A 16,318-nucleotide genomic window follows, 5' to 3' on the forward strand; every position below is an offset into this window, starting at 1 on the left:
ACTCAATTAATGAAAGTACTTATGGCTCAGGAACAGTAAATGGACAAACATCACAGGTTGCAATGTTGGATGTTTCCATAAATGCTTCTTGTAAGAACAGCGAGTCAAACGTTGCTGTCACTTGATTAGATAGCATCCCTGCAGTTCCGGTTGGTAACACATTTGGTGCATAAGTTTTACTTACTTGTGTACACACTTGACCAATCGCATCACCAAAGTTCGGTATCCACTCTCCTTCACCCGTTTTACAAGCAAACAGCTCAGGGTCGGCACTTAATGCACTACACATATTGCCAGCACCACATGTGGTCACATCCTCAAGATCATCACAAGGTAAAGCAAAGTCGAGGTAATAACTGCTGTTGACTACTTCAGTAGGTAAATCAGAACGGCTCAAAGAGTCATCCTTAGAATCCACCAACGATTCAATGGCCAATGGGATATCACCGGTATTACATATTTCAACATCATAGGTTTTCTTAAGCACAACTTGACCGCCATCAACCTCTAAGAAGCTATTACACACCTTAGAAATCTCAACCATCGGGCTCAAGTCTATTGGTGGACAATTGTAGGCCACTGGCGCTTGAGCATTCACGATAAGCCCATCAAGATCCACCGAACCATCTATGACACCGACAGCACCATTATTTACAGACAAGTAATTGCCCATGAATGAGAATGACTCACCGACACTCCACACTTCATCACCATTACCAACCACTGGAAGCGCGCCTAAGATTGGTGACTCCGATAAAAAGGCCACTTCGTAATCACCATTGGTGCCTAACGAACCTGGACCAGTATTGGTTACCATCACGGTGTAATCGATGTTAAACATGCCATCAACCGTAAAGCTGGTTGTGTTACAAGTCGCCGCTATGCTGATGCTACATAAACTGAATGAACCGACAACGAAGTCAGCCAAAGATGCATCAATCGAACGAGAAGCTCGTGACTCAACTAAGAAGCTACTGAAACAAGGGATGTCGCTGATACCAAACTCATCGTTCAACAACGCAGATAAATTCAGACGTCCTTCAACAAAGCTCTCTGTCGGAATAGAGGTTGTTTCACCCGTTTTCGCGAGGTAGTCCCAACCTTGTACATTAGGTAGCGGTATTGCCCCGATAGAGTCATCATTTGCAATCGCACATATCTTATCGACACCAACAGCACCACTGCCACATCTAGCTCCCACAAAATCATTCGATTTAGGATCACCGTCTGTTTGGAAAATTCTCGTCATGTTGTCGGTGACATCGCCATTATTCAAATCCCACTGCAACACTTCTATATACGGATTACCGCCACTCGCTTGTGGGAATGAAATCAGCACAAGGATGTCTCCATTGACATGTTGCCCAACAAAGTCGCCTTTGGTTTGTCCATCCGGTAACCCTACTTGGTCTTGTAGGAACCAGAAGCCAATGTACATATCACCATTGTTCGCATATCGGTCTGCACCAAAGTAAATTAGCAAATCGCCTTCGCTTTCAAAGGCAGCGGCATACGCATTGGTAAAGTCATCTTTTGGTTGTGGTGACGCCGTACGGAACGCCCAATCCGTAATGTCGGAATCATCTTTTGATCCACCCTTCCAAAAGATTTGGTCGATACCATTACGGTCTTTTTGGAAAAATTCTGCAATCCCAACCATGCTGTTGGGATCATTTACATCGTCCCAATCAATACCACTATTATCACTGGTCGCATTACCATCAAGTTCCATCACATCAACAGTAGCCCACGCCAACTGGGGGCTACTAAACAACAAAAGCACACTAAGTAAATAATTTATAACCTTCATGTTCTCTCTCCATTTGTTCATACTTATGCTTTTAGGGTTTTCTGCCTTGCCCAAATTGGAGAAAATCCTTTAGCAATTCGTAGGTTCGATAGAGCATATTCCAAGCCAAGTTCAACTAATTGATTTGATTGATGTTTATATATTGACGGAACACCTTTATTGGACGCTTTGTTATCATTTGTCCATAGACCAGAGATTTGACCAAACAATCAAGGACTTGGAAGGATGAACAAAGTGTCTAAGTCAGACATCTTTAGAGCTTTGATACGAGGAGAGTGATCTTTAAAAGGTACAATCACGTAGCCATTGCTAGATTATTGAATAACAAGCGGTTGAATTGACGGGTAACGGGAGGTTCAGATCGTGAAATGATAGGTGAACAGACGATGACACAACTTACGATATTCTACGATGGGACGTGTCCATTGTGCGCAAAAGAGATGGCGGCACTTGCCAAGCATGATACCGAGAATAAGATTCAAACCATCGATATCCACAGTGAAGCCTTTTCAGACTACCCACAGATTGATGCCGACGCAGCCAACACCATTTTGCATGCACTGGATGAGAAGGGAAAACTGCTGCTAGGTTTAGACGTGACCTACCAAGCGTGGCGCTTAGTAGGAAAAGGTTGGCTATACGCCCCTTTACGTTGGGCGATATTCAAGCCAGTGGCCGACTGGTGTTATCTTCGGTTTGCCAAGAACCGATACAAAGTCTCTTTCTGGCTAACTGGAAAGTCACGCTGCGATGGTAACAGCTGCACAAAATAGTACTTGGTTAAGACATACCACTTGCGACTTTGTAATACACCACACCAAACAGCGCAGCAAAAACTAAAACGGTAACCGCGACTTTTAACCAAATAAACTTCATGTTTTGTCCTTTAAATTCTGTTTACTGTTTCGCGAGACAAGTTACCACAACAAAACATTCGGTTGGGTAATGATTTATAGAACTTTGTAGTGAGTCTTGATAACTAAGTGAGAACCTTTATGTCGGCAAAAGAGAGAAACCTTCCCACTCATCGAATTTCTAGATTCAGTAAGTTTGCCTCGCTGGCAACAAGGGTCGCGGGTAATGTACTAACGGAAGGTACCAAGCAAATAGCACAAGGCAACAGGCCTAAAGCAAAAGACTTACTGCTAACGCCACAAAACATTGCTCGTCTAACCGATCAACTTGCACACCTGCGCGGTGCAGCAATGAAACTGGGGCAGATGCTATCAATGGATGCAGGCGATGTCTTAGAACCTGAATTAGCCGACATTCTTTCTCGCCTGCGCTCAGACGCAGATCCTCTGCCAACAAAGCAGCTCAACCAAGTGTTAGAAAGCGCGCTCGGGAGCCATTGGAAAGCCGAATTCCTTTCCTTCAACTTTAAACCTATTGCCAGCGCATCTATAGGCCAGGTTCACAAAGCCTATAGCGATGCGGGAGACAAACTCGCCGTCAAAGTCCAATACCCTGGCATTCGAAAAAGCATCGACAGTGATGTGGATAACGTTGGTACATTGCTCAATATCGTAGGGTTGATACCAAAGTCAGTCGATTACAAAGGCTTGCTAGAAGAGGCAAAAAAACAACTACATGATGAAGCCGACTATGCTCGCGAGGCTGACTATGCGACTCGTTATCACAATGCATTAAAAGAGCACTCTCACTTCGTCGTACCTAAGATTCATACGCAAATCTCATCAGAATCGGTGCTCGCCATGGACTTCATTGAGGGCATCTCGATAGAGCAAATTGAAGGTTATGATCAAAGTACTCGAGATTTTGTGATGCACAGCTTGCTCGAACTCATGTTCAGGGAATTGTTCGATTTTAAGATGGTGCAGACCGACCCCAACTTCGCCAATTACTTGTATGTGGAACAAACAAGACAGATTGGCTTATTGGATTTCGGTGCCACCCGTGAATACAGCGACCGATTCAGTGATGGTTATCGCATGGCTTTCACATCTGTAGTTAATCATGACGAACAGGGGTTAAACAAAGCCCTAGAGCAAATTGGATTTTTTAGCGAGACCATCCTCCCAGACCAACGCCAAGCGATTCTCAACTTAGTGAAAATGGCGTGTGAACCCATGCTTGTCGATGAAGATTACGACTTCAAAGCCAGTGGTTTGGCCCAAAGGCTTCGTGAAGCAGGAACCATACTCAGCATGGAGCAAGAGTATTGGCACACACCACCAGCCGATGCCCTATTCCTCCACCGAAAGATCGGAGGCATGTACCTGCTGGCATCTCGCCTTGGAGCCAAGGTAAACATCAGACGCTTGGTGGAGCCCTATTTGCTAAGCGACAGCTGATACTTAACTGATAGCTGATAGCTGATAGCTGATACTGATACTGATACTGATACTGATACTGAAGCGATTCTGGTCTTTAAAGTGATCATTTCTAGTCGCTGAACAGTAATAACAGTTACGCCAACTAAAATGAGTCAGACTTATGAACCATTCACTGCTGTGCTCCACCGCCCTAATCGCGAGCCTAACAAGTTCATTCGCTTTTTCAGCAAGCTGCCCTGAGATACTTAACGGCAAACAAAGGCTGTTAAATTCAAATGAAGAGATTGAGCTGTGTGAAGAGTTCAAAGGTAAGACTTTATTGATCGTGAATACGGCAAGCCAATGCGGTTTCACGCCTCAATTCGAACAACTTGAGCAGCTTCACCAAACGTATAAAGATGAAGGGTTCACGGTTGTTGGTTTCCCAAGCAATGATTTTCGCCAAGACAGAGGAAGTGAGGAGCAATCCGCTAAAATCTGCTACCTAGATTATGGTGTGACTTTTCCGATGATGGCGCGTGCTTCACTCTCAGGGCCAGACGCAAACCCTGTCTTTGCCGAAATCCAACAACAAGCCGGTATCAAACCGAAATGGAATTTCTACAAGTTCTTGGTCAGCAAAGAAGGCAAAGTGATAGCAACCTTCCCGAGTTCTACATCGCCAACCAGTAGTACCCTCAAAAATGCAATAGAGCAGCAGTTATGAGGTCAGATTACTTGGACACAACTCAAACACGCAACACCATGGCCAAGCTCGGTTATATGGGTTTAATCCCCTTTTTATTCGGCCTACTGTTATCACTCACCGACAGCCAATTCTTTAGCTTGAGCGGCGAAACACTCTTCATCACCTACAGCGTGGTTATCTTGAGCTTTTTGTCGGGCATCTTGTGGGGCAATGGGATAGAGAACTTCGAAAGCCAATCCAGCAACAAGGCTCTGATTCTAAGCAATGTTATTGTGTTGGCAGCCTGGTTAGCGGTGCTACTCGGTGAGCAACAAGAGTTCCTCACCACACTGATTCTGATCTTAGGCTACATTGCGGCTTGGCGAGCGGAAAGGTCCATGAGAGAAGAGAACCAAAGCGAAGGCCCCGACGGCTATTTTGATATGCGAACCCGACTGACCTCTAGCGTGGTGTTGATGCACGGTATCGTTATGCTGACCTAAGCGTGGGATGTCTGCACCTAAATAGACACAATGAAACGGGAACTAGACGATGAGCTGCATGACCAGACGAGGCTCATCGTCACCGAAATAATTGCTCTCTTCCTTGATGGTCACGAACCCCATCGACAAGTACAGCTCACAAGCCGAGTTGTTATTTGGATCAACAGTAAGCAACAGCTTGGAATCTTGGGGCAATGTTTCTATCGCCTGCTGCATCAATGAACGGCCAATCCCCATGCCTCGGTAAGCAGTATCTACAGCCAGTGACAAAACCCAATACTCTTGTTGTTTGTCGGTTGGCGTCATTAACACGTAGCCCGCAACCTGCGAATCCTGTTTCGCCACCAACAAGCCCTTCCCCCAGCAATCAAATGCCTGACGAAAGAAAAACAGCGGATAGGCGTGATCGCCAAACAAAGCATGTTCTAATTGGTAAATATTAGCGAGCTCTTGTTTTTCCGCACAAACAACATTCATACATCGACCTTAAAAAGATTAACTATAAACTAAAAAGCAAAATAAGAACTACTGACGACTTACCAACAAATTCGCACCAGATAAGGCAAGAAACACAGAACATGCTTTATTGAAGCGCTTGGCCATCTGAGGTTTTGAAAACCAATTTCGTAGATATAAACCAAATGCCGCATAGATAGAAATCGCAAGCATTTCTAATACTAAGAATGTGCTTCCTAAAACAAAGAATTGAGTATTTACGTTCGCTGAAACATCGACAAATTGAGGAAGGAATGCAGTGAAAATGAGTATCGCTTTTGGATTGCCAGCAGCGAGTGCAAATTCTTGTTTAAACAGACCAAACCAGTTCTTATTTCGCTCGATATCCGCGACCGGGCTGGCTTGTGAGCGCCATAGGTTGAACGCAATCCACAACAGGTACATCGCGCCAAATAACTTGATAAGGAAAAACAACGTTTCAGAGGTGTAAAGCACAACCGCTAAGCCAGATGCAGCCAAAGCAATCATGCCAGAAAAAGCGAGGATTCTTCCTAGGCCAGCGACAAAGGCGGCCTGAAATCCGTAACAACGGGCGTTGTTCATTGATAACAAATTGTTTGGACCCGGAGTCATGTTGAGCGCAAAACAAGCAGGGATGAATAGCATTAACTTCCAGATTTCCATTTTTCGTCCTTGTGAAAAACTTCGTAAATATTTAATCAATGAACGAATGCAGAAAGCTCTGTATTTACCGCTTCACATACCGCCATTTTAATTAATCATTACTCGACAATATAATGATCTTCGTCTGGTTCAATCAAATTCTCTGCAATACCGATTTCGCCCGCGATGAAAATCGCACTCGCTATCGTTTCTAATGTTTTATTCGGCTCTCTATCCGGTACTTCGCCCAATTCAGGAACTGCCTGCAATCGCGAGATTGAATTACAAACGACACTTTCACAAACGATATTGTGTTGTTCCTGTTGGGAAACTTCAGGTGGCTTAAAATCCGGTGAATTGAAGTCGGGAGCAGTCATACCCTCACTTGAAAACTCAGAGGCGCTGTATGAGGCAGCTGAAAACAGAGAAAGGAGCAGCATCCACTTATTCATATATCTTTCCATCGTTAATATTCACTGAATTTATAAATACTATCTAATCAGAAGTATTATGAACAGCGTTTTATTATCAGGAATTATGATATTTAAGAATGCCGATTAGAAAGCCCAGAGCTTGGATGGCATGAATTCAACTCACATGTGAATGTTTGCCTAACGTAAACTTATCAAGCAGCGCCTTTGGAACTGGGACAACAGAGTATCGAATGAAGGCCACTAACGTCACTACCGCCACAAAACTGCCTAAAACAAAATCATGAACATCAACCAGCGCCAAGCCAAGAACTCGGTCACAAATAATGGCAAGTATGGAGATACTCAACGCTGCCATCCATTTACGGTGATCATAAGGTAAGTACTCCATTTTTTGGCTCACGATATAGAGCAGCGACAGTCTCACGGCATAAGTGCCAAAAAGCACCACCACAACGCCCCACACTCCATAAATTGGTGTCACAACAAAATAACCAATCGCAGCTAAAATCGCACACCCGCCTTGTATCCACATTTGCGATTGGCTTGAGTGACCGCTGAAACAACCAAGGTTTAGGTAATCCCCAGCGTTCTTAATCACACCAATCGCCAAGAGTGCCACGACAATCGTGCCTGCATATTGATAACTGCTTGGCAGAATCAAAGTAATAAAACCAGGTACAGTGAGGATCATCAAACAACCCAATACAATGGCTAAATTAACGCCGACGAGCGCTCTGTCCGCACACTCTTTCTTACCATCAGGTTGTTGCAACATGGCCACTCGATTTGGAAACCACCACAGAGCATAAGGCTGCAGTAGCAAACCAAGAAGCAACGCAAATTTGCCACTGACCGCATAAATCGCAAGTTCTTCAACACCAACAAAGCTTGCCATCACCCAGCGGTCTAGCCCTGTAATCATATATATTGAAGCTCCACCAACTAACGTGGGCAATCCAAATTTTAAGATCTTAGCGGAGTATTTGAGGCTGCCAAATGAGCCCATCTCTTGCCATTGATAACGCAGTAAACACAGCATCAACAACACACTCGAAACAGCGGAAGATATGAGTACACCATCAATACCATAACCCGCTTCAAGCAGTACAAACGTCATAACAGCTTGCACACTCGCCTTCATTACATTGAGCATGCAAAAGCGCTTAGCCATCGCATTCATTCGCATCAATGTGAGCGGGATAGAAATCGCACCATCTAACATGGTCGGTATTAACAGAAGTAGGATCTGATAGTGTTGGAACTCGACGGGAAGCATCAGCAACAACAACGGCATACTAAGAGCAATTAAAGCCCCTCCAAGCACACAGACCAAGACACTCAACGTGAAACAGTTCGAGACCAGCTTTCTCTTTTCTTCACCCTCAGCAACGCCAACATATCGATACATGGCTTCAACAATGCCAAAGCTAAATAAGATCGTCCCGATGTCAGCCAACAAGACAATGGCTTCTAAAGAACCGTATTCAGCCAACGTCATCTTATGAGTAATATAGGGGATCATCACGAGCGAGATCCCTTTCATCATCACAATGCCAATGGCGTAATAGGCAGACTGTTTTAGTGACCCCATAGCAGACACCTATTCCTTACAATGCAGGCATTAGGAAACTCTTACAGTCTCCAAGAAGATGTCGTAACGTTCGTTTTTGCGGAGCCAAAACTAGCGAGCGGATACTGTATGAAATGGCCAATCGGTTTTGTTGTAAGCCTCGGTAATAGTCAGCGTAGCCTTCCAGTATTCTCGCCTTTGCGATTTTGAAGCTGGAAGTGGGTAGATTCCATCGTTGACTGTCATTTTGGTAATGTTGAAGAATAGTCTCTATAGACTGCAAATTTCTCAATTTAAGACTTTCAGTTTGGGTAACAGAGCTCGCTCTCATCAAGTAGCCAACCTGCACCGAGTTCAACACACCGATCTGATGGTTTTCACTCATTCGAAGCCACAGCTCCCAATCTTCCCCATACTTAATGTCAGCATTGAAACTGTCTGTTTGAGAAAACACATCCGCTTTCACCATGACCGTTGAAGTTCCAATCACGTTGTTTTCAATGATGAACTCCAGCGGGTTCTCGATGTTGATGAACAGCTCGTCTTGATCTTGAAATTGCGACCAGTAACTAAAGCAGTCGACTATTACTTGGTAATCTTCAGTAAGATGCTCGTAGTTAGTAAAGCTCATCGCGAGATCAGGGTAACGTTGATGAAATTCGAGTTGGCGCTCAATTTTTTCAGGAAACCAGAAATCGTCTGCGTCTAAAAAAGCGATGTATTCACCTGTCGCCTTTTCAATCCCTAGGTTTCTCGCTTGAGGCGCACCAACACCCAACGTAGATATGATTATAATGCGCTCGTCGTCTATCGAAGCGAGATACGTCGACGTTCCATCGTTACTGTTATCGTCAATGACAATCAGCTCAACATCTTGATGAGTCTGCTTTAGTACACTGCCAATCGCTTTCGGCAGGTAATCCAAACAATTGTAGGTAGGAATAACAACACTTACTTTAGCCATAATGACGCCCTCAGATTTATACGTTATATGGCTAACGTTGCACGTTCTATGCCGAGAGTGTCTTGCTACGAAATCAGCTCTATATCAGTCACCTACACGCCTATTCTCAAAATGACGACCAAACACAGATGTTCAAAAAAACTGCAACTCCAATTTGATTATCAATTTGAGAAAACGAGCCACCTCTTAAGGGGTAACCTTCGAAAAGCAATCAGAAAGCCCTCCAAAGCTACGATTCGATCTTGGTTCGTATCTTGCTTTATTGGTTATTACCTTGGCTTGATAGCTTTAGTCATATGGATTTGAGGAGTAAGGAATGAAGAAAGTAGCATTTGTGGCGCCAACCTACCCAGTACTCAGTGAGACCTTCATTCAAACAGAAGTCGACTCTGTGAAAGCGTGTGGGCACGATGTTTGTGTAATGACGTTCAAAATTGAAAACAGTGAAAAACAGTTCGACTACGACATTGTTGAAATAGGTAAAAATGTTCGGAAGGGTAAAGTCGCTAGCATTAACTGGATAGGGTTCATCAAGGCTGTCTCATTTATTTCTAAGCAAACCAGCATGCCCAAAAAGTCACTGTTCGCTTATGGCTTTAAATTAGCGCTGCAACTCGCGGAAAACGACGTCGAACACGTTCACGCGCACTTCTGTCAGCACACCACAGCTCACGCCATCGTCGCGGCAAAGCTGCTGAATATCACCTGTTCGTTCGTTGCTCACGGTCATGATGTTTACGAGTTCGCTTATGACATTGAACATAAGATTTCATCGAGTGATTTTGTGGTTGCAGTGTGTAAAGACATGCTCGCTGACTTCAACACCATGGCGAAAGGAAACATTAAACTCCTACACTGCGGAGTCAATACCAAGCAATTCCAACTCAACCCAAAAACCGAAACGAAGCAACTTCGCTTTATTTTCCTTGGCCGATTAGTGGAGCAAAAAGGCATTCACCATCTTATTGATGCATTAGCGCCGATTGCCGAACCTCTCGACATTCATCTCGATATCATCGGTACTGGCGATTTAGAGCAACAGTTAAAATTGCAGGTCAAAGAGCAAGGGCTAACTCGAAACGTGACCTTTCTTGGCGCGAAACCTCACGAATGGGTCAAAGAGAAACTATCGAACTATGACAGCCTAATCGCGCCCTTCTGTTTTTCCGAAACCGGGTGTGTGGATACAGGGCCACTGGTTTTAAAAGAAGCGATGGCCGTAGGAACGCCAGTTATTACCACCAACATCATGGGATGCAAAGAGATCGTCTCACCAGAGACAGGTTTTGTGGTTAGCGAAAAGAATGTGGAAGAATTAAGAGAAGCGATTGAGCGTTTCGCGCAGCTGAGCAGTAACGATAAAACATCGATGGGTTTAAAGGCACGTGAGAGAGTGAAAGACAGTTTTAATTCGATCAAACAAGCTCAGCAATTATCTCGTTGGATAGAGAACCCAGCTCAATAAGGATTAACTCAGGCGGTAAGCATCACAAGGACCGCTACGCCTTACAAGAACGACTAAGCACCATAAGAAAACGGAGCACTACAAAAACAAAAGAGCGCTACATCAATTTGAAATGTAACGCTCAACTTAGCACTGCCCAATGATCGCGACTTATGCTTTCAGTAGCTTTTCATTAAGAAGCCTAACTAGCCTGCTCGCAGTGCCAAAATAGACTCAATATCGTCGATGTCACGATATTGAGCGAGTTGTTGCTCTTTCGATGAAATAGCCACAATCGACATTCTATCGGCCAATTCGTTACCTTCAATACCAACGTGTCCGTTCACATGGTAGATGGTAATTTTTGAAGCCAGCTCTTGGTAGAGCGCATATGCCGGCTTAATAATATCGAGGTTTTTGATCTCGCCGCCCGACTTAGTCCAGCCCTTTTTCTCCCAACCCGTTGCCCACTTAGTAATACAATCAATTGAGTACTTAGAGTCACAATAAATCGCTACAGACAGACCCGCGTTTAGCTTCTCTTTTGCGAGCAAAAACGCCTGTTTAAGGCCATGTAACTCAGCGGTATTATTGGTTCCAACAGATTGATACAAGCCATACCACAATTCGGTTAATTGGTTGTTTTGGTATACCGCTAAACCCGTCCCCGCTTCACCAGGGTTTGGTTCACACGCACCATCGGTAAAGATCTTGATATCAAAAGGCATATCTGTGATTTGCTGCTCCGAAAGAGGCGGAACCTTTGCTTTCGTCGCCTTACCCGCAGAGCTTGGCTTTGTCGCTGTAGAACCTGACGCAGACGACGTTTTACCACCGAAAGCAGACTCAGCCTCGCCTAGTGTTGGAAACGATTTATATCTCGCGCCAGCGAAGCCATCAACTTGAGATTTACACTCGTTCCAAGTGGTAAAAATACCCGGTGTGCGACCTTTCCAAACCACATAATATTTCTTAGCCAAACTAACTCCTTACCAAAACCTAAACACACAAACAGTGAATCAGTACATTAGATGCCACCACGCTATACGTTGCAAGGTCTATCACTCTAAAACAGGTCTAAAAAAGCTGCGTTCATAACTCACGATGCAATCAACTTCGTCTGCAAATTCAAACGCTTTAATACACTCAGCATCGTTCAACGATTTAATCCGATACTCTTCATAGGCAGCCAAACTTTCAAAGGTAAACAGCGCCAAGGCAATATTGTTCGCCCCTTCCGACGGTAAGAAATAACCATTGTGTTGGCCTCCAAATTTAGCGACCAGAGGAATCCACATTTTTGCGTATGCCTCAAACTCATTTACCTTTTTAGGATCAATCACATATCGAACATAACAAGTAATCATATTTATACAGCCCTTAAATAATAGGAGAAACACAAAGCCTAAGTTGACATTGAAGTTGAAGCTCACGAGAAAAGGTAATCAACCGCGACAAGGTTATAGAACAAAAACACCGCCATGCTGACGCCGATCGTTAGCAGCACATTGCCTGTTTTCCAAATCAACAGACCTGTGACCACCGCGCCTATCAAGTATGGGTTCTCAAGGCTTGGCCAAAATGTTTGTTCAGGAGCAAATACAATCGGCCCCCAAATCGCAGTCAGCACCGCGGGGCTTGAATAGCGTAATAGGCGCCTTGCGGTTTGATTGAGTCGAAGCGGGATTGCAGGCTCAAGAAACAGATACCGACTAAAGAAAACAATCGCAGTCATGAGGAATATCGTTAACCAAATCATCTCTATTTCCCCTCCACGATTGTCTTGTTACCGTTGTTTCGCTCTTGGAACGATTCACTGAAAAAGCCCGCTAACATACCGGCAATCGCTGCAATCATTAGCCCGCCCTCAATATTGTTAACCGACATGGCAACCGAAGTGGCCAGTGAAACCACCACACACACCACGACGGGTAGAGTTCGGATTAATGGGAACACCAAAGCGATAAAGGTTGCTGCGACCGCGAAATCGAGCCCAATTTCATTGAGTGAAGGAATTTGGCTTCCCGCGACAATGCCAACGAAGCTCGCAATATTCCAAACGAGATAAAAACCGCCGCCTACACCCGCAGCATACCAGCGATTAAATTCATTCTGAGACTGCCCACTACAAATCGCGAACAGCTCGTCGGTGAGCCAAAAACCGAGTAATAGACGCCAACGCGCAGGAAGATGGCTGATTTTGTCACGCATCGATACGCTATACAGAAAGTGCCTTGAGGTGATGAACAGTGTGGTCAACAACATGGTGCCTAAACCAATACCCGCTTTGAACATGCCCGCAGCGACAAGTTGCGCTGAACCAGCAAACAAAATAGCCGACATCGCTTGCGCTTGAAGCTGACTCAATCCAGCATCTATCGCATATGAGCCCGCAAGAATTCCCCAAGGGATTACCGCAATACTCAAAGGCATTCCCGCTAAAACGCCTTTCCATAACTGTGTTCGTCTATCCATTGTTTCACTATCCATATCATTCTTTTGTCTCTTCACATTAGCTATTCAATGTAAGAAGAGTTGAGTCGGTTCGATTGTACAAACTTGCTCGATTTCGCGAACGAATTAAGGTGTCCGATTTAGAGCATTTTGATGTATTGCCCCGGCGTGTAGCCATTGGCCTTTTTGAAGTGTCGATGAAAATGGCTTTGATCATGAAAGCCACACTCTTGCGCGGTATCTGAAATGGTATGTCCTTGTTTCAATAACTTACGAGAAAGCCTTAATCGTGATTGGATTTGATACGCATGTGGCGGAAGACCAAACTCTTTTTGAAAAGAACGCACTAAGTGAAACGGGCTCAATGCCGCTAACTTAGATAGTTCGTCTAGGGAAACATCGGCTTGTGGAAAATCATCTAAGAACTCTTTAACCAGAACGAGCTGACGCTGAGTTTTCCCATCGAGTTGAGGGTTAAGCGGCGATTTTCCATGTCGGCTAATCAGCTTAACCAACATCCCATACATCAAGGTCTCTCTTAACAGGCGATTGTCGGACTCATCAATCGTGTTAAAGACTAATCTCAATTGATTGGCGAGTTCAGGGTCTTCAACAACCGCTCTTGGGAAATAAGGCGCGCCGTAATTCGGTAGGTTAAGCTCTTGAGTTATCTTGGCAAGTTGCTCTGGGAGTGGATACATGGCTCGATACGCCCAACCGCCTTCAGTAGCAGAGTGACCGCTATGAACTTCGTCGGCATTGACCAGAATAATCGCATTTTGTGGCGCAATATGATGTCCGCCCGTTCGATAGAAACGCTGAGCGCCCTGCTCGATGACTCCCAGCGTGTAGCCTTCGTGGCTGTGGCGCGAGAAGTTCTGCTTTTCATATTCAGCATTAAGAATTTCAAGGCCACCGAGCTCTTCGGTTATCTTATATTCGGCCTTTTCTTTAGATCGTTTCTTGTTCTCCATAACAATTCCCAAGCCTGTTGATTATCGAGCGACTTATCAGTCTACTCTATAGTCTCTTTCAGCTTTTGTACAAAATTGCGCTTTTGTTTGTTAATACTGTTTTTGTCGTTGGCTTAATAACGCTTTTTAACTGGGAGGAAAGTCTTGGTCTGTAACTAGTTGGCAAAAAATTGACAATAATTTAATCATACATGCCAATACTGTCTTCAAATCATCGGCAACAGACCTGATACACCATGAAAAATACACTGATCCTTTTCTTTTTCCTGAGCCTAACAGGATGCACTCATAACCAATCAAAAGCACTGAGCATGAACTCCTCATCGGTTAACACATACCCACAATCGATGTCGAACCTGCAACTTTGTGACACCTTGTATTACGGGCGCTCAAGTAACCAGACACTCGCAGCAATTGGCAGTGAATTCAATCGAAGAGGATTATCCAAGAGTTGGTGTGATACCGAAACCAACAAGCTTTATCTAACAAAGACAATTGACTGGGTTGCTGACCAAGTAGAAGACAAAGAAGATTCAGAGGAAGAAGCGTCTGCTGTAGTATTGCCTGCGAATTAGATTGAGTAATCAGGGCTAACCAGGCCATCTTATCTAGCATGCATTAGAAGAGTAATGACAATTGTCATTACTCTTCAATGATCACTTCACTTAGCCGATACCAACCATCAGGCTGTTTCCCTATATTTGCCAAATTCAAAGGTTTACTGTCACGACTTTCACTCACTGCTATTTCGATATAATAGTGACCGACATTTAGATCTGTCGGCAATGAGAAGTTCGCAATAGATTTATAATCCCCAGGGAGCCAAGCTTCGCTACTTGTACTATCTTTTGCAAACGAAACCACCTGACCGTTGCTGTTTACTAATCGATAATACGCATAATAAGGTTGGTATGTTGGTGCCACTCCATCGTTAAAAATATGAGCTTCCAGAGAGAGGTTTTTTCCCATCGACAGGTAAGCTGAATGACGAATCGTATCTACTCGAAAGCGATATCCAATTTTTAGCAACGCATTATCTAACAAATCGCGGTACTGTTCGGGAATTGGCTTCGATTTCAAGTTTAGGCTACTCGCATGTTGGCTAATCGCCCAGTCTAATGAGGCAGCCACTTGAGCTCTTGTGTAATGTTGTGTGGCTAGCCAACCATGCATGTCACCACAGACTTCAAAACTAACCGGCTGGTGCTGCCAAGCCGTATCAAATATTGGTGTTTGCGAGTTTGCTTGTTGAATTCGATACGGGTAGTCATCATTCATATGACTCCAAGTAGGGCCAAAATTATGCCAATCGCCCCAGCAATCGGCACGCCAGCCAGCACCTTTTTCTATTGCGTATGCGAAAGAATCCCCCCCGTTGATAAGCATTAATTTTGCAGTATTTGGGAATGCTGAAAAGTGCAGATCAACGAACTTATTTAACTGGTGTTCTGAATACCTACTAAATAGTGGTTCAAGCTCTGGAAAGTTGCTGTTATGCCACTCTCCCCAAGAACCCACCATACCTATGTCAATCTGAGCAAGCCGCGAGTCATTATCGTAACGTTGCCCATAAGCACTAAGTAATTTTTCTACATAGTATAAATAAGTTGGGTCATCGAGATCGGCTACGAAAGTTTTTCCATTTTCAACCCACTGCCCTTCGATACCTTTATCGATGAGCCATTGTGGAATTTTTGTTCCTGAGAATGGTTCATCAAGTGTCATAAAACGCAAAGCTACTCGCTTTGATTGCTTGGCATTCTGTTCAAGCAAGTCATCAATGAGAGAAAAGTTATATTCACCTTCGCTTGGCTCAAGTTCACTCCAATAATACCGGTAGTATCCCATTCCCGAGACAGGATATTGCTCAAGAGTTAGTACGGTACCCCACCCGTCGTGAAACGTTTCAACCCCCATACCTGGATTAGAGATAGGTGTATTGAGTGCCGTGATTGACGTCACTTTATCCTCTACTTCGTCAGCATAGGCGTATGAGGTAACAAAGAATACTAACGATAATAGGTATAGCCATGAGCACTGCCAGTTAGTGACTTTTTTCACTTGTTTATTTCCTATCATTTA

At 44.2% G+C, this 16,318-nt stretch carries 18 protein-coding genes; 6 read left to right on the top strand and 12 right to left on the bottom strand.

All coding sequences use genetic code 11. The features are described from left to right. Nucleotides 1-19: 19 nt before the first annotated feature. Complete coding sequence (locus IQQ51_RS07635; RefSeq protein ID WP_050622092.1) at nucleotides 20-1,810, bottom strand: hypothetical protein; 1,791 nt, start codon at nucleotides 1,808-1,810, stop codon at nucleotides 20-22. A gap of 386 nt (nucleotides 1,811-2,196) precedes the next feature. On the opposite strand from IQQ51_RS07635, the gene IQQ51_RS07640 reads away from it, so the two are divergent. From IQQ51_RS07640 to IQQ51_RS07655, 4 genes are all read left to right on the top strand, one after another. Further along, nucleotides 2,197-2,583 carry a thiol-disulfide oxidoreductase DCC family protein gene (locus IQQ51_RS07640; protein ID WP_061039329.1) on the top strand — a complete coding sequence of 129 codons (387 nt, stop codon included), beginning with the start codon at nucleotides 2,197-2,199 and terminating at the stop codon, nucleotides 2,581-2,583. 222 nt (nucleotides 2,584-2,805) lie between these two features. Continuing rightward, nucleotides 2,806-4,125 (top strand): ABC1 kinase family protein, encoded by a 1,320-nt coding sequence (locus tag IQQ51_RS07645; RefSeq protein ID WP_193840730.1) that lies wholly within the window; start codon nucleotides 2,806-2,808, stop codon nucleotides 4,123-4,125. A gap of 142 nt (nucleotides 4,126-4,267) precedes the next feature. Beyond that, nucleotides 4,268-4,813: a glutathione peroxidase gene (locus IQQ51_RS07650; protein ID WP_193840731.1), complete on the top strand. Its 546-nt coding sequence runs from the start codon at nucleotides 4,268-4,270 to the stop codon at nucleotides 4,811-4,813. Next, nucleotides 4,810-5,277, top strand: a complete 468-nt coding sequence (locus IQQ51_RS07655; protein WP_193840732.1) for a DUF3429 domain-containing protein — start codon at nucleotides 4,810-4,812, stop codon at nucleotides 5,275-5,277. The genes IQQ51_RS07650 and IQQ51_RS07655 overlap by 4 nt, the downstream gene beginning before the upstream one ends. A gap of 42 nt (nucleotides 5,278-5,319) precedes the next feature. Here IQQ51_RS07655 and IQQ51_RS07660 read toward each other — a convergent pair whose 3' ends face one another. The 5 genes from IQQ51_RS07660 to IQQ51_RS07680 all read right to left on the bottom strand — a co-directional run bounded on the left by IQQ51_RS07660 (nucleotide 5,320) and on the right by IQQ51_RS07680 (nucleotide 9,364). Continuing rightward, nucleotides 5,320-5,754 carry a GNAT family N-acetyltransferase gene (locus tag IQQ51_RS07660; protein ID WP_048609286.1) on the bottom strand — a complete coding sequence of 145 codons (435 nt, stop codon included), beginning with the start codon at nucleotides 5,752-5,754 and terminating at the stop codon, nucleotides 5,320-5,322. Between the two features lie 48 nt (nucleotides 5,755-5,802). Next, entirely contained in the window at nucleotides 5,803-6,417 is a 615-nt protein-coding gene (locus IQQ51_RS07665) for a LysE family translocator (RefSeq protein WP_193840733.1), read from the bottom strand. A gap of 98 nt (nucleotides 6,418-6,515) precedes the next feature. Continuing rightward, nucleotides 6,516-6,848 (bottom strand): hypothetical protein, encoded by a 333-nt coding sequence (locus tag IQQ51_RS07670; RefSeq protein ID WP_193840734.1) that lies wholly within the window; start codon nucleotides 6,846-6,848, stop codon nucleotides 6,516-6,518. 136 nt (nucleotides 6,849-6,984) lie between these two features. Beyond that, nucleotides 6,985-8,421 (bottom strand): lipopolysaccharide biosynthesis protein, encoded by a 1,437-nt coding sequence (locus IQQ51_RS07675; protein ID WP_193840735.1) that lies wholly within the window; start codon nucleotides 8,419-8,421, stop codon nucleotides 6,985-6,987. Between the two features lie 16 nt (nucleotides 8,422-8,437). Beyond that, complete coding sequence (locus tag IQQ51_RS07680; RefSeq protein WP_193840736.1) at nucleotides 8,438-9,364, bottom strand: glycosyltransferase family 2 protein; 927 nt, start codon at nucleotides 9,362-9,364, stop codon at nucleotides 8,438-8,440. A 316-nt stretch (nucleotides 9,365-9,680) separates the two neighbouring features. On the opposite strand from IQQ51_RS07680, the gene IQQ51_RS07685 reads away from it, so the two are divergent. Then, nucleotides 9,681-10,829 (top strand): glycosyltransferase family 4 protein, encoded by a 1,149-nt coding sequence (locus IQQ51_RS07685; RefSeq protein ID WP_193840737.1) that lies wholly within the window; start codon nucleotides 9,681-9,683, stop codon nucleotides 10,827-10,829. 185 nt (nucleotides 10,830-11,014) lie between these two features. Here the strand turns inward: IQQ51_RS07685 and IQQ51_RS07690 are convergent, their stop codons facing one another. The 5 genes from IQQ51_RS07690 to IQQ51_RS07710 all read right to left on the bottom strand — a co-directional run bounded on the left by IQQ51_RS07690 (nucleotide 11,015) and on the right by IQQ51_RS07710 (nucleotide 14,236). After that, nucleotides 11,015-11,788 carry a viroplasmin family protein gene (locus IQQ51_RS07690; protein ID WP_193840738.1) on the bottom strand — a complete coding sequence of 258 codons (774 nt, stop codon included), beginning with the start codon at nucleotides 11,786-11,788 and terminating at the stop codon, nucleotides 11,015-11,017. A gap of 81 nt (nucleotides 11,789-11,869) precedes the next feature. Continuing rightward, nucleotides 11,870-12,175: an NIPSNAP family protein gene (locus IQQ51_RS07695; protein ID WP_017070270.1), complete on the bottom strand. Its 306-nt coding sequence runs from the start codon at nucleotides 12,173-12,175 to the stop codon at nucleotides 11,870-11,872. Between the two features lie 62 nt (nucleotides 12,176-12,237). Beyond that, nucleotides 12,238-12,567 carry an AzlD domain-containing protein gene (locus IQQ51_RS07700; protein ID WP_029235401.1) on the bottom strand — a complete coding sequence of 110 codons (330 nt, stop codon included), beginning with the start codon at nucleotides 12,565-12,567 and terminating at the stop codon, nucleotides 12,238-12,240. 2 nt (nucleotides 12,568-12,569) lie between these two features. After that, entirely contained in the window at nucleotides 12,570-13,298 is a 729-nt protein-coding gene (locus IQQ51_RS07705) for an AzlC family ABC transporter permease (protein ID WP_193840739.1), read from the bottom strand. A gap of 104 nt (nucleotides 13,299-13,402) precedes the next feature. After that, complete coding sequence (locus tag IQQ51_RS07710; RefSeq protein ID WP_050646374.1) at nucleotides 13,403-14,236, bottom strand: AraC family transcriptional regulator; 834 nt, start codon at nucleotides 14,234-14,236, stop codon at nucleotides 13,403-13,405. A 236-nt stretch (nucleotides 14,237-14,472) separates the two neighbouring features. Between IQQ51_RS07710 and IQQ51_RS07715 the strand changes: the two genes are divergently transcribed. Beyond that, a complete protein-coding gene (locus IQQ51_RS07715; protein WP_017084570.1) occupies nucleotides 14,473-14,811 on the top strand; it encodes a hypothetical protein in 339 nt (112 codons plus the stop codon). Nucleotides 14,812-14,878: 67 nt separating this feature from the next. On the opposite strand, the gene IQQ51_RS07720 is transcribed toward IQQ51_RS07715, so the two are convergent. Further along, nucleotides 14,879-16,297: a DUF4832 domain-containing protein gene (locus tag IQQ51_RS07720; RefSeq protein ID WP_322632742.1), complete on the bottom strand. Its 1,419-nt coding sequence runs from the start codon at nucleotides 16,295-16,297 to the stop codon at nucleotides 14,879-14,881. Nucleotides 16,298-16,318 lie beyond the last annotated feature (21 nt).

The organism is Vibrio sp. OPT18 (assembly GCF_015163615.1).
GTDB lineage: Bacteria > Pseudomonadota > Gammaproteobacteria > Enterobacterales > Vibrionaceae > Vibrio > Vibrio coralliirubri.